Raw genomic sequence first — 13,308 nt, forward strand, 5'->3', positions numbered from 1 at the left:
CGGGCACCGCGTGGCGGTGTGTGCTGCCGGGCGTGCCGGCGTCAGGCCTCGCGCCGCAGGCGCGCGACCTCGTAGAGCGAGATGCCCGTCGCGACGGCGGCGTTGAGCGACTCCGTGTCCGACCCGATCGGGATGGACGCGACGACGTCGCACGCCTCGCGCACGAGGCGGGACAGGCCCTTGCCCTCCGACCCCGCGACGACGACGAGCGGCTCGGTCGCGAGCTCGAGGTCGCCGATCGCCGTGGTGCCGCCGGCGTCGAGCCCGACGACGAAGCACCCCGCCTTCTTCAGCTCACCGAGCGCGCGCACGAGGTTGGTCGCCCGCGCGACCGGGACGCGCGCGGCGGCGCCGGCCGAGACCTTCCACGCGGACGCGGTGACGCCCGCGGCGCGGCGCTCGGGCACGAGGACGCCGTGCGCGCCGAACGCGCCCGCGGAGCGGAGCACCGCGCCGAGGTTGCGCGGGTCCGTGACTCCGTCGAGCGCGACGACGAGCGGCGGCCGCCCCGACTCCTCGGCGGCGTCGAGCAGGTCGTCGACGTCCGCGTACTCGTACGGCGGCACCTTGATCGCGACGCCCTGGTGCACGGCCCCGTCGGTGAGACGGTCGAGCTCGGGCTTGCCCACCTCGAGGAGGTCGTAGCCGCGGCCCGCGACGATGTCGACGATCTCGCGCGTGCGGTCGTCGGCGTCGAGGCGCGACGCGAGGTAGACCACCTCGACGGGGATGCGCGCGCGCAGCGCCTCCAGGACGGAGTTGCGACCCGCGACGACCTCCTGGACCGACCCGCGACCCTTGGGGCCACCGCCGCGCGAGGCCCCGCCGCGCGACGTGCCGGCACGCTCGGTGCCGCGCGCCGGGCCGCCGCGTCCGGTCGGCACGCGCTTCTCGTCGGCCACCTTGCGCTTGTGCGCCGCGTGGTAGACGCGGTCCTCGGCCTTCGGGGTCGGCCCGCGGCCCTCGAGGCCCTTGCGCCGCTGCCCGCCGGAGCCGACCGTCGCGCCCTTCTTGCTTCCGGGCTTGCGGGTCGCGCCGCGTCGTTGTGAGTTGCCAGCCATGGTGTACCGATCGTGTCGTCGTTCAGGTCAGTTCAGGTCAGTCCACGTCGGGTTCGGCGCCCGGCGTGCGTGTCTCGCTCCTGGGTCCAGTGTCCCCCAGACACCCCGCCGAGGGGGAACCGTGGTCGTCACCAGGGTTCTCCCGCGCGCTACCAGAGCTCTACCTCGCGTTACCGGAGCTCTGTCTCGTGCTACCGGAGCTCTGTCTCGTGCTACCGGAGCTCTGTCTCGTGCGCCGGCGGGTGGCTCCCGGCCGTCGTCCGGTGGGCGTCAGGCGAGGGTCCAGCGCGCGCCGTCGGCCGAGTCCTCGACCGCGACGCCTGCCGCGGCGAGCCGGTCGCGGATCGCGTCGGCCGTCGCGAAGTCCCGCGACGCGCGCGCCTCGGCCCGCGCCGCGAGCTCCGCGCCCACGACGGCGTCGAGCACCGCCGCGTAGCGCGAGTCGCCGCGGTCGGCCCACTGCGCGTCTCCCGGGTCGAGCCCGAGCACGTCGAGCATCGCGCGCACCGCCACGAGGTGGTGGCGCGCGACGGCGTCCGCGGCCGTCGTCCGGTCCGCGAGCGCCGCGTTGCCCGCGCGCAGGTGCTCGTGCACGACGGCCAGCGCCGCCGGCACGTTGAGGTCGTCGTCCATCGCCGCGGTGAAGGCGGTCGGGAGCTCGGCGTCGCGCACGTCGTCGACCTCGCCGACCCGCTCGGTCGCCCGCTCGACGAAGCCCGCCAGCCGCTCCCACGTCGCCTCGGCCTCGACGACCGTGGCGGGGGTCCACTCGAGCATCGAGCGGTACTGCACGGACGCGAGCGCGTAGCGCAGCACGGCGGGGCTCGTGGTCGCCAGGACCTCGCGCACGAGCAGCCCGTTGCCGAGCGACTTGCTCATCTTGGCGCCGCCCTGCGTGACCCACGCGCTGTGCAGCCAGTGCTGCGCGAACCCGTAGCCCGCGGCGCGCGACTGGGCCTGCTCGTTCTCGTGGTGGGGGAAGCGCAGGTCGAGGCCGCCCCCGTGGAGGTCGAACGTGTCGCCGAGGTAGCGGCGCGCCATGGCGGAGCACTCGAGGTGCCAGCCCGGACGGCCACGCCCGAACGGCGTGTCCCACGACGCGGTCTCCGGCTCGCCCGGCTTGGGGGCCTTCCACAGCGCGAAGTCGCGCGGGTCGCGCTTGGCGGCGGCCTCCTCGGCGTCGGCGGGGACGTCGTCGGGCACGGGGTTGAGGTCCTCGAGGCGCTGGTTGGTGAGCGCGCCGTACTCGGGCCAGGACCGCACGTCGAACCACACGTCGCCGGGGCCCGTGGTGTAGGCGTGGCCGCGCTCGACGAGGCGCTGCATGAGCTCGACCATGTCCGGGACGTGGCCCGTCGCGCGCGGCTCGTACGTGGGGGGCAGCACGCCCAGGGCGTCGTACGCGGCGGTGAACGCGCGCTCGTACGTCGCGGCCCAGGCCCACCAGGGCTCACCCGCGTCGGCGGACTTCGCGAGGATCTTGTCGTCGATGTCGGTGACGTTGCGGATGAGCGTCACCCGCGCGCCGCCGCGCCGGAGCCAGCGCACGAGCACGTCGAACGCGACGGCCGAGCGCATGTGCCCGATGTGGGGGGCGGCCTGGACGGTGGCGCCGCACAGGTAGATGCCGACCTCGCCCGGGGTCAGGGGGACGAAGTCGCGCACGTCCCGCGTGGCGGTGTCGAACAGGCGAAGGGTCACGCCGCAAGGGTACCGGGGACGCACCGTCGCGGCCGAAGCGACGCCGGGGCGACGGCCGGCCCGTCCCCGCCGCGTCAGCCGAAGGTCCTGCCCTCGCCGCGGTACGTCGGGACGACGTCGACCACCTCGTCGCCGCGCACGAGGTGCACGCGGTCGAACCGCTCCATGGCCTCGCCGGCCTTGCCGTGGCGGAACCAGACGCGGTCTCCCACGCCCAGGTCGGGCGCCCCGGCGGCGCCGCGCGACCGGTGCAGCGGCGTCTGCACCTCGCCCGCGCCCTCGCGGCCCGTGAGCGACCAGCCCGGCGTCACGACGCGCGGCAGACGGCTGCGGGTCGCCGGACCGGACGCGACGTACCCGCCGCCGAACGCCGTCGCCCAGCCCGGGCCCGGGACGCGTACGACGTCGAGGCCGAAGAACGCCGACGGCCGGGGCCGGAACGCGCGGTACTCGTCGAACAGGCCCGGGACGTACAGGCCCGACCCGGCCGTCACCTCGGTCACGACCGCGTCGGCGGACGACGTCTCGAGCGACCCCGTGCCGCCCGAGTTCACGAGCTCGAGGTCGTGCCCGACGACGTCCCGCACCGCCGCGACGACCTCGCCGCGCCGCTCGCCGAGCTCGAGCACCGAGAGCCGCTTGACCGCGCGGACGGCGAGGCTGGAGTCCGGCATCCCGGCGACCTGCGCCTCGTAGAACATGAGGCCCCGCAGCGCGAGACCGGGCGTCGAGACGACCCGGGCGGCGAGCGACGCGACGTCGCGCGCACCGTGCAGGGGCGAGCGGCGCGTGCCCAGGTGGACCGTCACGAGACCGAGGCCCACGCGCAGCGACGCGTCCACGTCGAGGCACACCCGCACGGGCGGCTCGTCCCCGGTGCCGGTCTCGGCGAGCGCGTGGCGCACGAGCTCCAGTTGCGCGGCGTCGTCGACCATGAGCGTGACCTCGCGCCGGCCCGCCTCGTGGCGGGCGAGCGCCGCGAGCGCCCCGCGGTCGACCGACGGGTAGCCCACGAGGACGTCGCGGACGCCCGAGTCGACGAGCCACAGCGCCTCGCGCACCGAGTACGCCATGACGCCCTGGAAGCCGCGCTCGCCCGCGCGCGCGACGAGCGAGCGCACCCGCACGGACTTCGACGCGACCCGCACGGGGACCCCGCCCGCGCGCGCGAGCAGCTCGTCGGCGTTGGCGTCGAACCGGTCGAGGTCGACGACGGCGAGCGGGCCGTCGAGCGTCGCGGTCGCGCGGGTCAGGCGGGCCAGGAGCGACGGCGTCGCGCCCCGCTCGTCACCGTCCAGCGGGCCCGCGCCCTGGTCCGCCCCCGGTGCCGTGTGGGTCGTCATGGGGAGAACGTACGCCACCCGCCGGGCGTGAGACAGTACGACCTGTGAGCAGCGACGACGCCCTCTCCTGGACCAACTGGGCCCGCACGGCCTCCGCGACGCCGCGCCGTCGGGCCTCGCCGCGCGACGAGGCGGAGCTGGGCGGCCTCGTCGCCCGCGCCGCGGCGGAGGGCATGCCCGTCCGCGCGGTGGGTGCCGGGCACTCGTTCACCCCGGCCGCGGTCACGGACGGCCTCCTGCTCGACCTCGACCGGCTCAGCCTCGTCGAGCGCATCGCGCGCGGCGGGGCGGACGGCACCGACGGCGACGCGATCCTCGTGACCGTCGGGGCGGGCATCCGCCTGCACCGGCTCAACGAGGCCCTCGCCGCCGCGGGGCTCGCGATGCGCAACCTCGGGGACATCGACCGGCAGTCGGTCGCGGGCGCGATCTCGACGGGCACCCACGGCACCGGGGCACGCCTCGGCGGCCTCGCGACGCAGGTGCGCGGCGTCCGCGTCGTGGGGGCCGACGGCGACGTGCGCGAGGCGTCGCCCGCGCACGAGCCGGGCCTGTTCGAGGTCAGCCGGCTCGGGCTGGGGGTCACGGGCATCCTGTCCGCGGTGACGCTCGAGGTGGTCCCGGCGTTCCTCCTGCGCGCGCAGGAGGAGCCGTGGCCGCTCGACCGCGTGCTCGAGCGGCTCGGCACGCCCGACGACCCCGACGGGCTCGTCGGCGGCAACGACCACTTCGAGTTCTACTGGTTCCCCCACACCCGCCGGGCGCTGACCAAGCGCAACAACCGCCTCGCGCCCGACGAGGAGGCCGTCGAGCTCGAGCGGCTGCGCACCACGGGCCCCGGGCCGGTCTCGCGGGCGCGCACGTGGGTCGACGAGGAGCTTTTGTCGAACGGCGCGTTCGAGCTCGTGAACCGGCTCGCGACCGCGGTCCCGCGCGTCACGCCACGCCTCAACGCGGTCTCCGCGCGAGCGCTCGCGCCGCGCACGTACGTCGCGGCGTCGCACCACGTGTTCGTCACGTCGCGCCGCGTCCGGTTCCGCGAGATGGAGTACGCCGTGCCGCGCGAGCACCTCGTCGACGTGCTGTCGAGCATCGACGCGTGGCTGGACCGGTCCGGCGAGCACGTGCCGTTCCCCGTCGAGGTCCGGTTCGCGGCGCCCGACGACGTGTGGCTCTCCACCGCCCACGGGCGCGAGACCGCCTACGTCGCCGTGCACCAGTACGCGCGCCTGCCGCACGAGCGGTACTTCGACGCCGTCGAGCGCATCGTCGCCGAGGTCGGGGGCCGCCCGCACTGGGGCAAGATGCACGGCCTGGCGGCGGACCGGCTCCGGGAGCTCTACCCGCGGTTCGACGACGCCGTCGCCGTCCGCGACGCGACGGACCCCGAGGGCGTGTTCGCGAACGGCTACACCGACCGCGTGCTCGGCCCGGCCCCGGCCGCGCGGCGCTGACCGGCGACGTCCCGGACCCGCCAGGGGACGGGACGTCGTCCGTCCGTCAGGGGACGGGCTCGGGACCGTGCTCCCGCACCGGGGAGCCGTCGGGACGCACCATCATCGACAGCACGTACTCGGCGAGCGCGTGGAAGCTGCGGACCGCCGTCTCGTCGTCCTGCTCGACGAGCCACGCGATCTCGATCCCGTCGATGTACCCCGCGACGACCCGGGACAGGAACCCCATGTCCATCGTGTAGCTGACGTTCCCCCGCTCGGCCACGTTCTCGAGGAACCCGCGCGTCATCGCCCAGGTCTGCTCGAGGTGCGTGTGCGCGACGGAGCGCAGCGCGCGGCTGCGCACGCCCGCCGTCGCGAACTCGAACGTGAGGAGCCGCATGTGACGACGCGGCGTCAGCCCGCTCCACAGGCCGTCGGCAGCGGCGTGGGCGAGCGCCACGACGTCGCCCTCGACGTCGAGCGCGGACCGGACGGGCTCGGAGGCCACGAGCGCGAGGCTGTTGCCCATGGCCTGGAGGAGCTCGTCCTTGTCCTCGAAGCAGTAGTGCACGACGCCGAGCGAGACCCCGGCCTCGGCCGCGACGCCGCGGATGGTCACGGCCTCGACGCCCTCGCGGACGGCGATGGTCATCGCGGCGTCGACGAGCTGGGCTCGGCGTTCCTCGACGGACATTCGGTTCATGTGCGATTCATCCCATGTGTCGTTCTTGGGAAAGTCAAACACATCGATGCGCTTCCAGCGATCGTAGAGGCAGGTGGCGGGCCTGGCACGCCGGACGGGAGCGGGCGAGAATGACGAGCCGGACCAGCCCCGGCCCCACCCCGACGAAGGACTCCCGTGCCCCGACCGCGCCTGCCCCGCTCCCCCTGGACGCTCGCCCTCACGGCGACCGTCGCGCTCGCCCTCGCGGGCTGCGGCGGGCCCGAGGACACCGCCGGCGGCACGGAGCCGGTCGTGCACGACGTCCCCGAGATCCCGGTCCAGGTGACCGCGCCCCCGGGCTGGGAGCGCGGCACGCGCGACGGCGCGTTCCTGCTGCGCGCGCCGAGCGGCACGGGTTCCGAGGACTTCCGGGCGAACGTCGTCGTCACGGGCGAGCAGTCGACGCACACCGTCGACGAGGCGGGCGCCGCGACGACGGCGGCGGTCGCCTCGATCCCCGGCTGGGTGCCCGACCCCGACGGGCAGGGCCCCACGACCCTCGCCGGGCTGCCCGCCTACCGCGTGGCCGGGACGTACGACGCCGCGGGCACCGCCGTCGCGCAGGAGATCGTGGCCGTGCGGACGGGCGACGGGCCGGGCGCGTGGGTCGTCGACCTCACGGCGTCGTACGCCGTCGACGACGCCGACGGCGCCGCACAGGCGCGCGCGATCCTCGAGAGCGTCCAGGTCGCGCCCGCGGGCTGACGTCAGGCGGGCGGCGCGACCCGGACCACGAGGGCCGTGGCGACCGCCGCGACGCCCTCGCCGCGCCCGGTGAGGCCCAGCCCGTCGGTCGTGGTCGCCGTGAGCGTCACCGGGGCGCCCGCGGCCGCCCCGAGCGCCGCCTCCGCCTCGGCGCGGCGCGGCCCGAGGCGCGGCCGGTTGCCGATCACCTGGACGGCCACGTTCCCGATCTCGAACCCGGCGGCCCGCACCCGGCGCGCGGCCTCCGCGAGCAGGCTCGCACCGCTCGCGCCCGCCCACTCGGGCGCGCTCGTGCCGAAGTTCGAGCCGAGGTCGCCCAGGCCGGTGGCCGAGAACAGCGCGTCCGCGGCGGCGTGCGCCGCGACGTCGGCGTCGGAGTGCCCGGCGAGCCCGCGCTCGCCCGGCCAGTGCAGACCGCCCAGCCACAGCGGTCGATCCTCGCCCTCGGACGCGAACGCGTGGACGTCCACCCCGACGCCCGTGCGCGGGAGCGCCGGGACGGGGCCCGCCGCGGCCGGTGCGGTGGTGGGCGTCTCGGCCGGCGTCCCGGTGGAGCCTGCAGGGGCGGTCATCGGTCCTCCCGGAGCGTGAGCGCCGCGACCCGCAGGTCGTGCGCGGTGGTGATCTTGGCCGCCGCGGCGTCGCCGGGCACCACGTGGACCGGGACGCCGAGCGCCTCGACCAGCCCGGCGTCGTCGGTCGCGGCGACGGACTCGTCGTCCGCGCGGTGCGCCGCTGCCGCGTGCGCGCGGGCCAGGAGCTCGCCGTCGAACCCCTGCGGGGTCTGGACGGCGCGCAGCGCGCTCCGGTCGACCGTCTCGACGACGGGCTCCGCACCGGACGCGTCTCCCGCGCCCGCGGGCGCCACGCGCTTGATCGTGTCCGTGACGGGGAGCCCCGGCACGACGGCCCCGTGGCCCGCGCGCACGGCCTCGACGACGCGGCGGACCAGCGACGGCGGCGCGAGCGGCCGTGCGGCGTCGTGGACGAGCACGACGTCGGCGGGCACGTCGCCCTCCCCGAGGTCGCGACCGGCCCGGAGACCGGCCGCCACGGAGGCCTGGCGGGTCCCCGCGCCCTCGACCACCCGGACCGGCCGGTCGACCGCGGGGTCGTCGGCCAGGACCGTCGCGACGTGGTCGCGCAGCCCGGGCGGCGCGGTCACGACGAGCGCGTCCACGACCCCGGACGCGCACAGCCGTCGGGCGGCGTGCGCCACGAGCGGGAGGCCGTCGAGCTCGACGAGGGCCTTGGGTAGGTCCAGCCCGAGGCGGGTCCCGGAGCCCGCGGCGGTGAGGACGGCGAGAGTCGGCACGCGCACACGCTACCGGGCACGACGACGGGGAGGGCGCCGTCCGTACGGACGACGCCCTCCCCGGTGGTCTGTGGCGCTGACTGCGCGGGCCGCGGCCCGGGACGTCAGGAGGCGAGCACCTCGTCGAGGATCGCCTCGGCCTTGTCCTCCTCGGTGTGCTCGGCCAGCGCGAGCTCCGAGACGAGGATCTGCCGTGCCTTCGAGAGCATGCGCTTCTCGCCGGCGGACAGACCGCGGTCGGCGTCGCGGCGGGAGAGGTCGCGCACGACCTCGGCGACCTTGATCACGTCGCCCGACGCGAGCTTCTCGAGGTTCGCCTTGTACCGGCGCGACCAGTTGGTCGGCTCCTCGGTGTAGGGTGCACGAAGCACCTCGAACACGCGGTCGAGACCCTCCTGGCCGACGACGTCACGCACGCCGACGAGGTCGACGTTCTCGGCTGGGACTTCGATGGTCAGGTCGCCCTGCGCGACCTTGAGCTTGAGGTAGATCTTGTCCTCTCCGCGGATGGTGCGCGTCTTGATCTCCTCGATCAGTGCGGCTCCGTGGTGCGGGTAGACAACGGTCTCGCCTACTGTGAACGTCATCTGCAGATGTCCCCTTTCGCGGTGGTCCACCTTACCACGCGGAAGGGCGGAAATCCGAGCCCCTCGGCCCCTTGACAAGCCCGTCACCAGCACGTTCGCCCAGGTCAGAGCCGTGTCAGCGCGCCTGACGAATCTCGGGGAGGGGCCCCTTCGGCCCCTCGGGAGCGCCCCGCGGGCCCTTTCAGGACCTTCACCTCGCACGACGACCACCGTCCCGGCGCACCCGGAGCCACGTGACGCCGCTCACGCCACGGTCGCGAGCCGGCCGTTCCGGCCGCCCCCGCCCTCCCGACGCACTAGGCTGGGCGCGGAATCCCGTCCCCCTTCTTGCAGCCCTGGAGTGCACGTGACCCGCATCCCGACCCCCCGAGCCTCGACCCGTGCGGAGTCCCGAGCGACCGGCCGTGCGCGCGCCTGGGCCGTGCCCCTCCTGGTCGCCGGTGTGGCCCTCGCGTCCGCCTGCTCCCCCATCGAGACGAACCGCCCGTACTCCCCCTCCGACGGCCTGCGGGTCGACCTCACCAGCGAGCTGCGCGGGCTCAACCTGCTCGTCGTGAGCGCGGAGGACGGCGAGCCGGGCGCCCTCGTCGGGGCCTTCGCCAACGACTCGACGGAGGACGTGGAGTTCGACGTGACGCCCGAGGGCGGCGCGCCGGTGACGATCCCCGTCGCGGCGGGCGAGACGGTCTACCTCGGCGCCGAGGACGGCTTCGACGCGCAGATCGGCCGCGTCGACGCGGAGCCGGGTGCGATGCTGCCCGTCACCGTCAGCGCGACGACGGGCGAGGAGCAGACCCTCTCCCTCCCCGTCCTCGACGGCACCCTCGAGGAGTACGCGCACCTCCTGCCGTGACCGCGCAGGTCGCGCCGGAGACCGGCTCGGCTCGTGTCACCGCCCGGCGCTAGCCTTCGCGTGCCGCCCCACCACCCTGGTCGGGGCCTCGTACCGAAGGAACCCTGGTGACCCTCCCCCGCTCCACCCGCCGGCCGCTCGTCCTCGTCGTGAGCGCCGTCGCCCTCGCCCTGACCACGTCGGGCTGCGGCGCGATCCTCGACGAGATCTCCGGACCCGCCGACGCCCAGCGCGACGAGCCCGGCGGCGAGGTGACCGAGGCGTCGGACGCCGACGTCTTCTCGGTCCAGGTCGGCGACTGCATCGTCTCCTCGAAGCTGGACGACGCGGACCTGGTCGAGTCCGTGCCCGTCGTGCCGTGCTCGGAGCCGCACGACGCCGAGGTCTACGCCGAGACCGAGCTCCCCGCGGGCGACTACCCCGGTGACGAGGCCGTGACCACGAGCGCCGAGGAGTTCTGCTACGGCGCGTTCGAGCCGTTCGTCGGGCTCCCCTACGAGGAGTCGGCGCACGAGTACTGGTACTTCACGCCGCGCGCGGACGGCTGGACCCGGCAGGGCGACCGCGTGGTCCAGTGCGTCCTCGACACGAACGGCACCGACGTCACGGGCTCGCTCCAGGGCAGCGCGACCTGATCTCCTGATCCGTCCCGCACGCGCGACGGCGCCCCTCCCCGCGTGGGGAGGGGCGCCGTCGTGCGTCGGGCCGAGGCCGTGCCGGACGGGCTCAGGTCACCCGAAGCGGCCGGAGATGTAGTCCTCGGTGGCCTGCTGCGTGGGCGAGGAGAACATCGTCGCGGTGTCGTCCATCTCGATGAGGCGCCCGGGCTTGCCGGTGCCCGCGATGTTGAAGAACGCGGTGCGGTCGCTCACGCGCGCCGCCTGCTGCATGTTGTGCGTGACGATGACGATCGTGTATTCGTCCTTGAGCTCGGCGATGAGGTCCTCGATCGCGAGCGTGGAGATCGGGTCGAGCGCCGAGCACGGCTCGTCCATGAGGAGCACCTGGGGCTTGACGGCGATCGCGCGCGCGATGCACAGGCGCTGCTGCTGGCCGCCGGAGAGGCCCGAGCCCGGGCGGTCGAGGCGGTCCTTCACCTCGTTCCACAGGTTCGCGCCGCGCAGCGACGACTCGACGAGGTCCTCGGCGTCGGACTTCGAGATGCGCTTGTTGTTGAGCTTCACCCCCGCGAGCACGTTCTCCTTGATGGACATCGTGGGGAACGGGTTCGGCCGCTGGAAGACCATGCCGACCTGGCGGCGGACGGCGACCGGGTCGACGTCGTCGCCGTAGAGGTCGACGCCCTCCATCGCGACGGTCCCCTCGACGCGTGCGCCGGGGATCACCTCGTGCATGCGGTTGAGCGTCCGCAGGAACGTCGACTTGCCGCAGCCGGACGGGCCGATGAAGGCCGTCACGGACTGGGGTTCGATCGTCATGCCGACGTCCTGCACCGCGAGGAAGTCGCCGTAGTAGATGTTGAGGTCCTTGACGTCGATGCGCTGTGCCATCGGGGCTGTCCTGTTCTAGCGGAGGGTCTTGGGCGCGAACCAGCGGGTGACGAGTCGCCCGACGAGGTTGAGCAGCATGACGATGAGGATCAGCGTCAGGGCGGCCGCCCAGGCCCGGTCGTAGTTGATGTCGGGGAGGCACACGGCGTCGGTGACGTTGCTGCAGGGCACCAGGCCCTGGCTGTACTGCCGGTAGACGTACACCGGGAGCGTCATCATGCGGCCCTCGAAGAGGTTGCCGTTGATCGAGTCGACGACGCCGACCGTGATGAGGAGCGGCGCCGTCTCGCCGATGACGCGCGCGACGGCGAGCATGACGCCCGTCGTGATGCCGGCGATCGACGTGCGGAGCACGACCCGCACGACGGTGAGCCACTTGGGCACGCCGAGCGCGTAAGCGGCCTCGCGCAGCTCGTTCGGGACGAGCCGGAGCATCTCCTCGCACGAGCGCACGACGACCGGGATCATGAGGACGGACAGCGCGACCGAGCCGACGATGCCCATGCGCACCCCCGGCCCGAACAGCACCGCGAAGAGCGCGTACGCGAAGAGGCCCGCGACGATCGACGGGATGCCGGTCATGACGTCGACGAAGAACGTCACGGCGCGCGCGAGCGGCCCGCGCCCGTACTCGACGAGGTAGATCGCGGCGAGCAGGCCGATCGGCACCGAGATCACCGCGGCGCCGAGGGTGATGAGGAGCGTGCCGAGGATCGCGTGGTAGATGCCGCCCGCGTCCATGCCGCCGAAGACGCCGCGCATGGAGTGCGTGAGGAAGTAGACGTCGAACCGCTCCATGCCGTGCACGACGACGGTCCACGCGACGGACACGAGGGGCACCATCGCGAGCGCGAACGCGCCCCACATGAGGACCGTCATGGTGCGGTCCTTGCGGCGACGTCCGGCGTCCGCGCCGCGCAGGAGCGCGCGCACGGACGCGGTGCGCTCCGGGTCCGGTGCGGAGGCCCCGCGCGCGGGGCTGGTGCTGAGGGCGCTCATCAGTTGGCTCCCGAGAAGTCCTTGCGCCGCGCGACGATCGCGCGGGCGCCCATGTTGACGAGCAGGGTGATGACGAACAGCGCGAGGCCCGTCGCGATGAGGGCGCTCACCCCGAGCGGGTTCGCCTCGGGGAAGTCCGCCGCGATGTTCGCGGCGATCGTCTGCTGCTGCCCCGCCTGCAGGATCTTGAACGAGTAGAGGAGTCCGGGCGAGAGGATCATGAGCACGGCCATCGTCTCGCCGAGCGCGCGCCCGAGGCCGAGCATCGCGGCCGAGATGACGCCCGACCGCCCGAACGGGATGACCGCGGTGCGGATCATCTCCCAGCGCGTCGCGCCGAGGGCGAGCGCGGCCTCCTCGTGGAGCTTCGGCGTCTGGAGGAACACCTCGCGGCTCACGGCCGTGATGATCGGCAGGATCATCACGGCGAGCACGAGCGCGACGGTGAGCAGGACGCGACCGGTCGGCGACGCCGGGCCGGCGAAGAGCGGGAACCACCCGAGGGTGTCGGCGAGCCAGGACCACACCGGCACGACGACCGGCGGGAGGACGAGCGAGCCCCACAGGCCGTAGACGACGCTGGGGATCGCCGCGAGCAGGTCGACGACGTAGCCCAGGGTCGAGGCGAGCCGGCGGGGCGCGTAGTGGGAGATGAACAGCGCGATGCCCATCGCGACGGGCGTCGCGAGCACGAGCGAGAGCGCCGCCGCGAGCAGCGTGCCGAAGATCAGCGGCCCCACGAACGACAGCAGCGACGCGCCCTCGGGGAACCACGCCACCTGCTCGCTCAGCTCGGCCCCGCCCGCGCTGAGTGCGGGCCACGCCCGCAGCAGCAGGAAGATCGCGACCGCGGCCAGCACGGCGAGGATGAGCGCGCCGGCACCCGTCGCGGTCCAGCGGAACGCGCGGTTCACGCCGCGGTCGCTGTTGCGGGCGCGGCGGCGCGAGGTGCCCGCGCGACGCGCGGGCTCGGACGAGCCGCCCGGCGCGGGGCCCGGCGTCGTGGGTGGGGCTGTGGTGGTCACTCTCGTGCTCCCGGTGTGCTGTCCTGCGGCGTACGGTCTGGTCGCGGG

Annotated in this window: 14 protein-coding genes; 4 read left to right on the top strand and 10 right to left on the bottom strand. The window is 74.6% G+C overall.

Features of this window, described 5'->3' with window-relative positions; all coding sequences use genetic code 11:
* Nucleotides 1–41: 41 nt before the first annotated feature.
* The 3 genes from rlmB to B9L22_RS15180 form a co-directional block, all read right to left on the bottom strand.
* Nucleotides 42–1,061 (bottom strand): 23S rRNA (guanosine(2251)-2'-O)-methyltransferase RlmB, encoded by a 1,020-nt coding sequence (rlmB, locus tag B9L22_RS15170; protein ID WP_086150972.1) that lies wholly within the window; start codon nt 1,059–1,061, stop codon nt 42–44.
* A 270-nt stretch (nt 1,062–1,331) separates the two neighbouring features.
* Nucleotides 1,332–2,762, bottom strand: a complete 1,431-nt coding sequence (gene cysS / locus B9L22_RS15175; protein ID WP_061269066.1) for a cysteine--tRNA ligase — start codon at nt 2,760–2,762, stop codon at nt 1,332–1,334.
* Nucleotides 2,763–2,836: 74 nt separating this feature from the next.
* Complete coding sequence (locus B9L22_RS15180; RefSeq protein ID WP_086150973.1) at nt 2,837–4,105, bottom strand: alanine racemase; 1,269 nt, start codon at nt 4,103–4,105, stop codon at nt 2,837–2,839.
* A 44-nt stretch (nt 4,106–4,149) separates the two neighbouring features.
* Between B9L22_RS15180 and B9L22_RS15185 the strand changes: the two genes are divergently transcribed.
* On the top strand, nt 4,150–5,559 hold the full coding sequence (locus B9L22_RS15185) for a D-arabinono-1,4-lactone oxidase (RefSeq protein ID WP_086150974.1): 1,410 nt from the start codon (nt 4,150–4,152) through the stop codon (nt 5,557–5,559).
* Nucleotides 5,560–5,605: 46 nt separating this feature from the next.
* Here the strand turns inward: B9L22_RS15185 and B9L22_RS20260 are convergent, their stop codons facing one another.
* Nucleotides 5,606–6,244: a TetR/AcrR family transcriptional regulator gene (locus B9L22_RS20260; RefSeq protein ID WP_081599891.1), complete on the bottom strand. Its 639-nt coding sequence runs from the start codon at nt 6,242–6,244 to the stop codon at nt 5,606–5,608.
* A gap of 156 nt (nt 6,245–6,400) precedes the next feature.
* Here B9L22_RS20260 and B9L22_RS15195 point away from each other — a divergent pair, with 156 nt between their 5' ends.
* A complete protein-coding gene (locus tag B9L22_RS15195; RefSeq protein ID WP_086150975.1) occupies nt 6,401–6,970 on the top strand; it encodes an LpqN/LpqT family lipoprotein in 570 nt (189 codons plus the stop codon).
* A gap of 2 nt (nt 6,971–6,972) precedes the next feature.
* On the opposite strand, the gene ispF is transcribed toward B9L22_RS15195, so the two are convergent.
* The 3 genes from ispF to B9L22_RS15210 form a co-directional block, all read right to left on the bottom strand.
* The gene (gene ispF, locus B9L22_RS15200; RefSeq protein ID WP_086150976.1) at nt 6,973–7,542 is read right to left on the bottom strand and encodes a 2-C-methyl-D-erythritol 2,4-cyclodiphosphate synthase; all 570 of its coding nucleotides are present in this window, start codon (nt 7,540–7,542) and stop codon (nt 6,973–6,975) included.
* Nucleotides 7,539–8,285: a 2-C-methyl-D-erythritol 4-phosphate cytidylyltransferase gene (gene ispD, locus B9L22_RS15205; protein WP_086151047.1), complete on the bottom strand. Its 747-nt coding sequence runs from the start codon at nt 8,283–8,285 to the stop codon at nt 7,539–7,541. Before ispD ends, ispF begins: the two co-directional genes overlap by 4 nt.
* A gap of 104 nt (nt 8,286–8,389) precedes the next feature.
* A complete protein-coding gene (locus B9L22_RS15210) occupies nt 8,390–8,872 on the bottom strand; it encodes a CarD family transcriptional regulator (protein ID WP_031315710.1) in 483 nt (160 codons plus the stop codon).
* Nucleotides 8,873–9,293: 421 nt separating this feature from the next.
* Between B9L22_RS15210 and B9L22_RS20080 the strand changes: the two genes are divergently transcribed.
* Complete coding sequence (locus tag B9L22_RS20080; protein ID WP_044144199.1) at nt 9,294–9,725, top strand: hypothetical protein; 432 nt, start codon at nt 9,294–9,296, stop codon at nt 9,723–9,725.
* A 107-nt stretch (nt 9,726–9,832) separates the two neighbouring features.
* Complete coding sequence (locus B9L22_RS15220) at nt 9,833–10,360, top strand: septum formation family protein (protein WP_158097217.1); 528 nt, start codon at nt 9,833–9,835, stop codon at nt 10,358–10,360.
* A gap of 96 nt (nt 10,361–10,456) precedes the next feature.
* Here B9L22_RS15220 and pstB read toward each other — a convergent pair whose 3' ends face one another.
* From pstB to pstC, 3 genes are read right to left on the bottom strand one after another with little or no spacing between them, the layout of a single operon-like run.
* Nucleotides 10,457–11,236, bottom strand: coding sequence for a phosphate ABC transporter ATP-binding protein PstB (gene pstB, locus B9L22_RS15225; protein ID WP_021481981.1), 780 nt, complete (start codon nt 11,234–11,236; stop codon nt 10,457–10,459).
* 15 nt (nt 11,237–11,251) lie between these two features.
* Nucleotides 11,252–12,235, bottom strand: coding sequence for a phosphate ABC transporter permease PstA (gene pstA, locus B9L22_RS15230; protein ID WP_021481980.1), 984 nt, complete (start codon nt 12,233–12,235; stop codon nt 11,252–11,254).
* Nucleotides 12,235–13,260, bottom strand: a complete 1,026-nt coding sequence (pstC, locus tag B9L22_RS15235) for a phosphate ABC transporter permease subunit PstC (protein WP_034654023.1) — start codon at nt 13,258–13,260, stop codon at nt 12,235–12,237. The genes pstA and pstC overlap by 1 nt, the downstream gene beginning before the upstream one ends.
* Between the last annotated feature and the right edge of the window lie 48 nt (nt 13,261–13,308).

Origin of the sequence: Cellulosimicrobium sp. KWT-B (assembly GCF_002127155.1) — a bacterium.
GTDB lineage: Bacteria > Actinomycetota > Actinomycetes > Actinomycetales > Cellulomonadaceae > Cellulosimicrobium > Cellulosimicrobium funkei.

Coding starts and splice junctions, on each gene's coding strand:
- rlmB (WP_086150972.1), bottom strand. CDS start 1,061: ATGGCTGGCAACTCACAACGACGCGGCGCGACCCGCAAGCCCGGAAGC.
- B9L22_RS15180 (WP_086150973.1), bottom strand. CDS start 4,105: ATGACGACCCACACGGCACCGGGGGCGGACCAGGGCGCGGGCCCGCTG.
- B9L22_RS20260 (WP_081599891.1), bottom strand. CDS start 6,244: ATGAACCGAATGTCCGTCGAGGAACGCCGAGCCCAGCTCGTCGACGCC.
- ispF (WP_086150976.1), bottom strand. CDS start 7,542: ATGACCGCCCCTGCAGGCTCCACCGGGACGCCGGCCGAGACGCCCACC.
- B9L22_RS15210 (WP_031315710.1), bottom strand. CDS start 8,872: ATGACGTTCACAGTAGGCGAGACCGTTGTCTACCCGCACCACGGAGCC.
- pstB (WP_021481981.1), bottom strand. CDS start 11,236: ATGGCACAGCGCATCGACGTCAAGGACCTCAACATCTACTACGGCGAC.
- pstA (WP_021481980.1), bottom strand. CDS start 12,235: ATGAGCGCCCTCAGCACCAGCCCCGCGCGCGGGGCCTCCGCACCGGAC.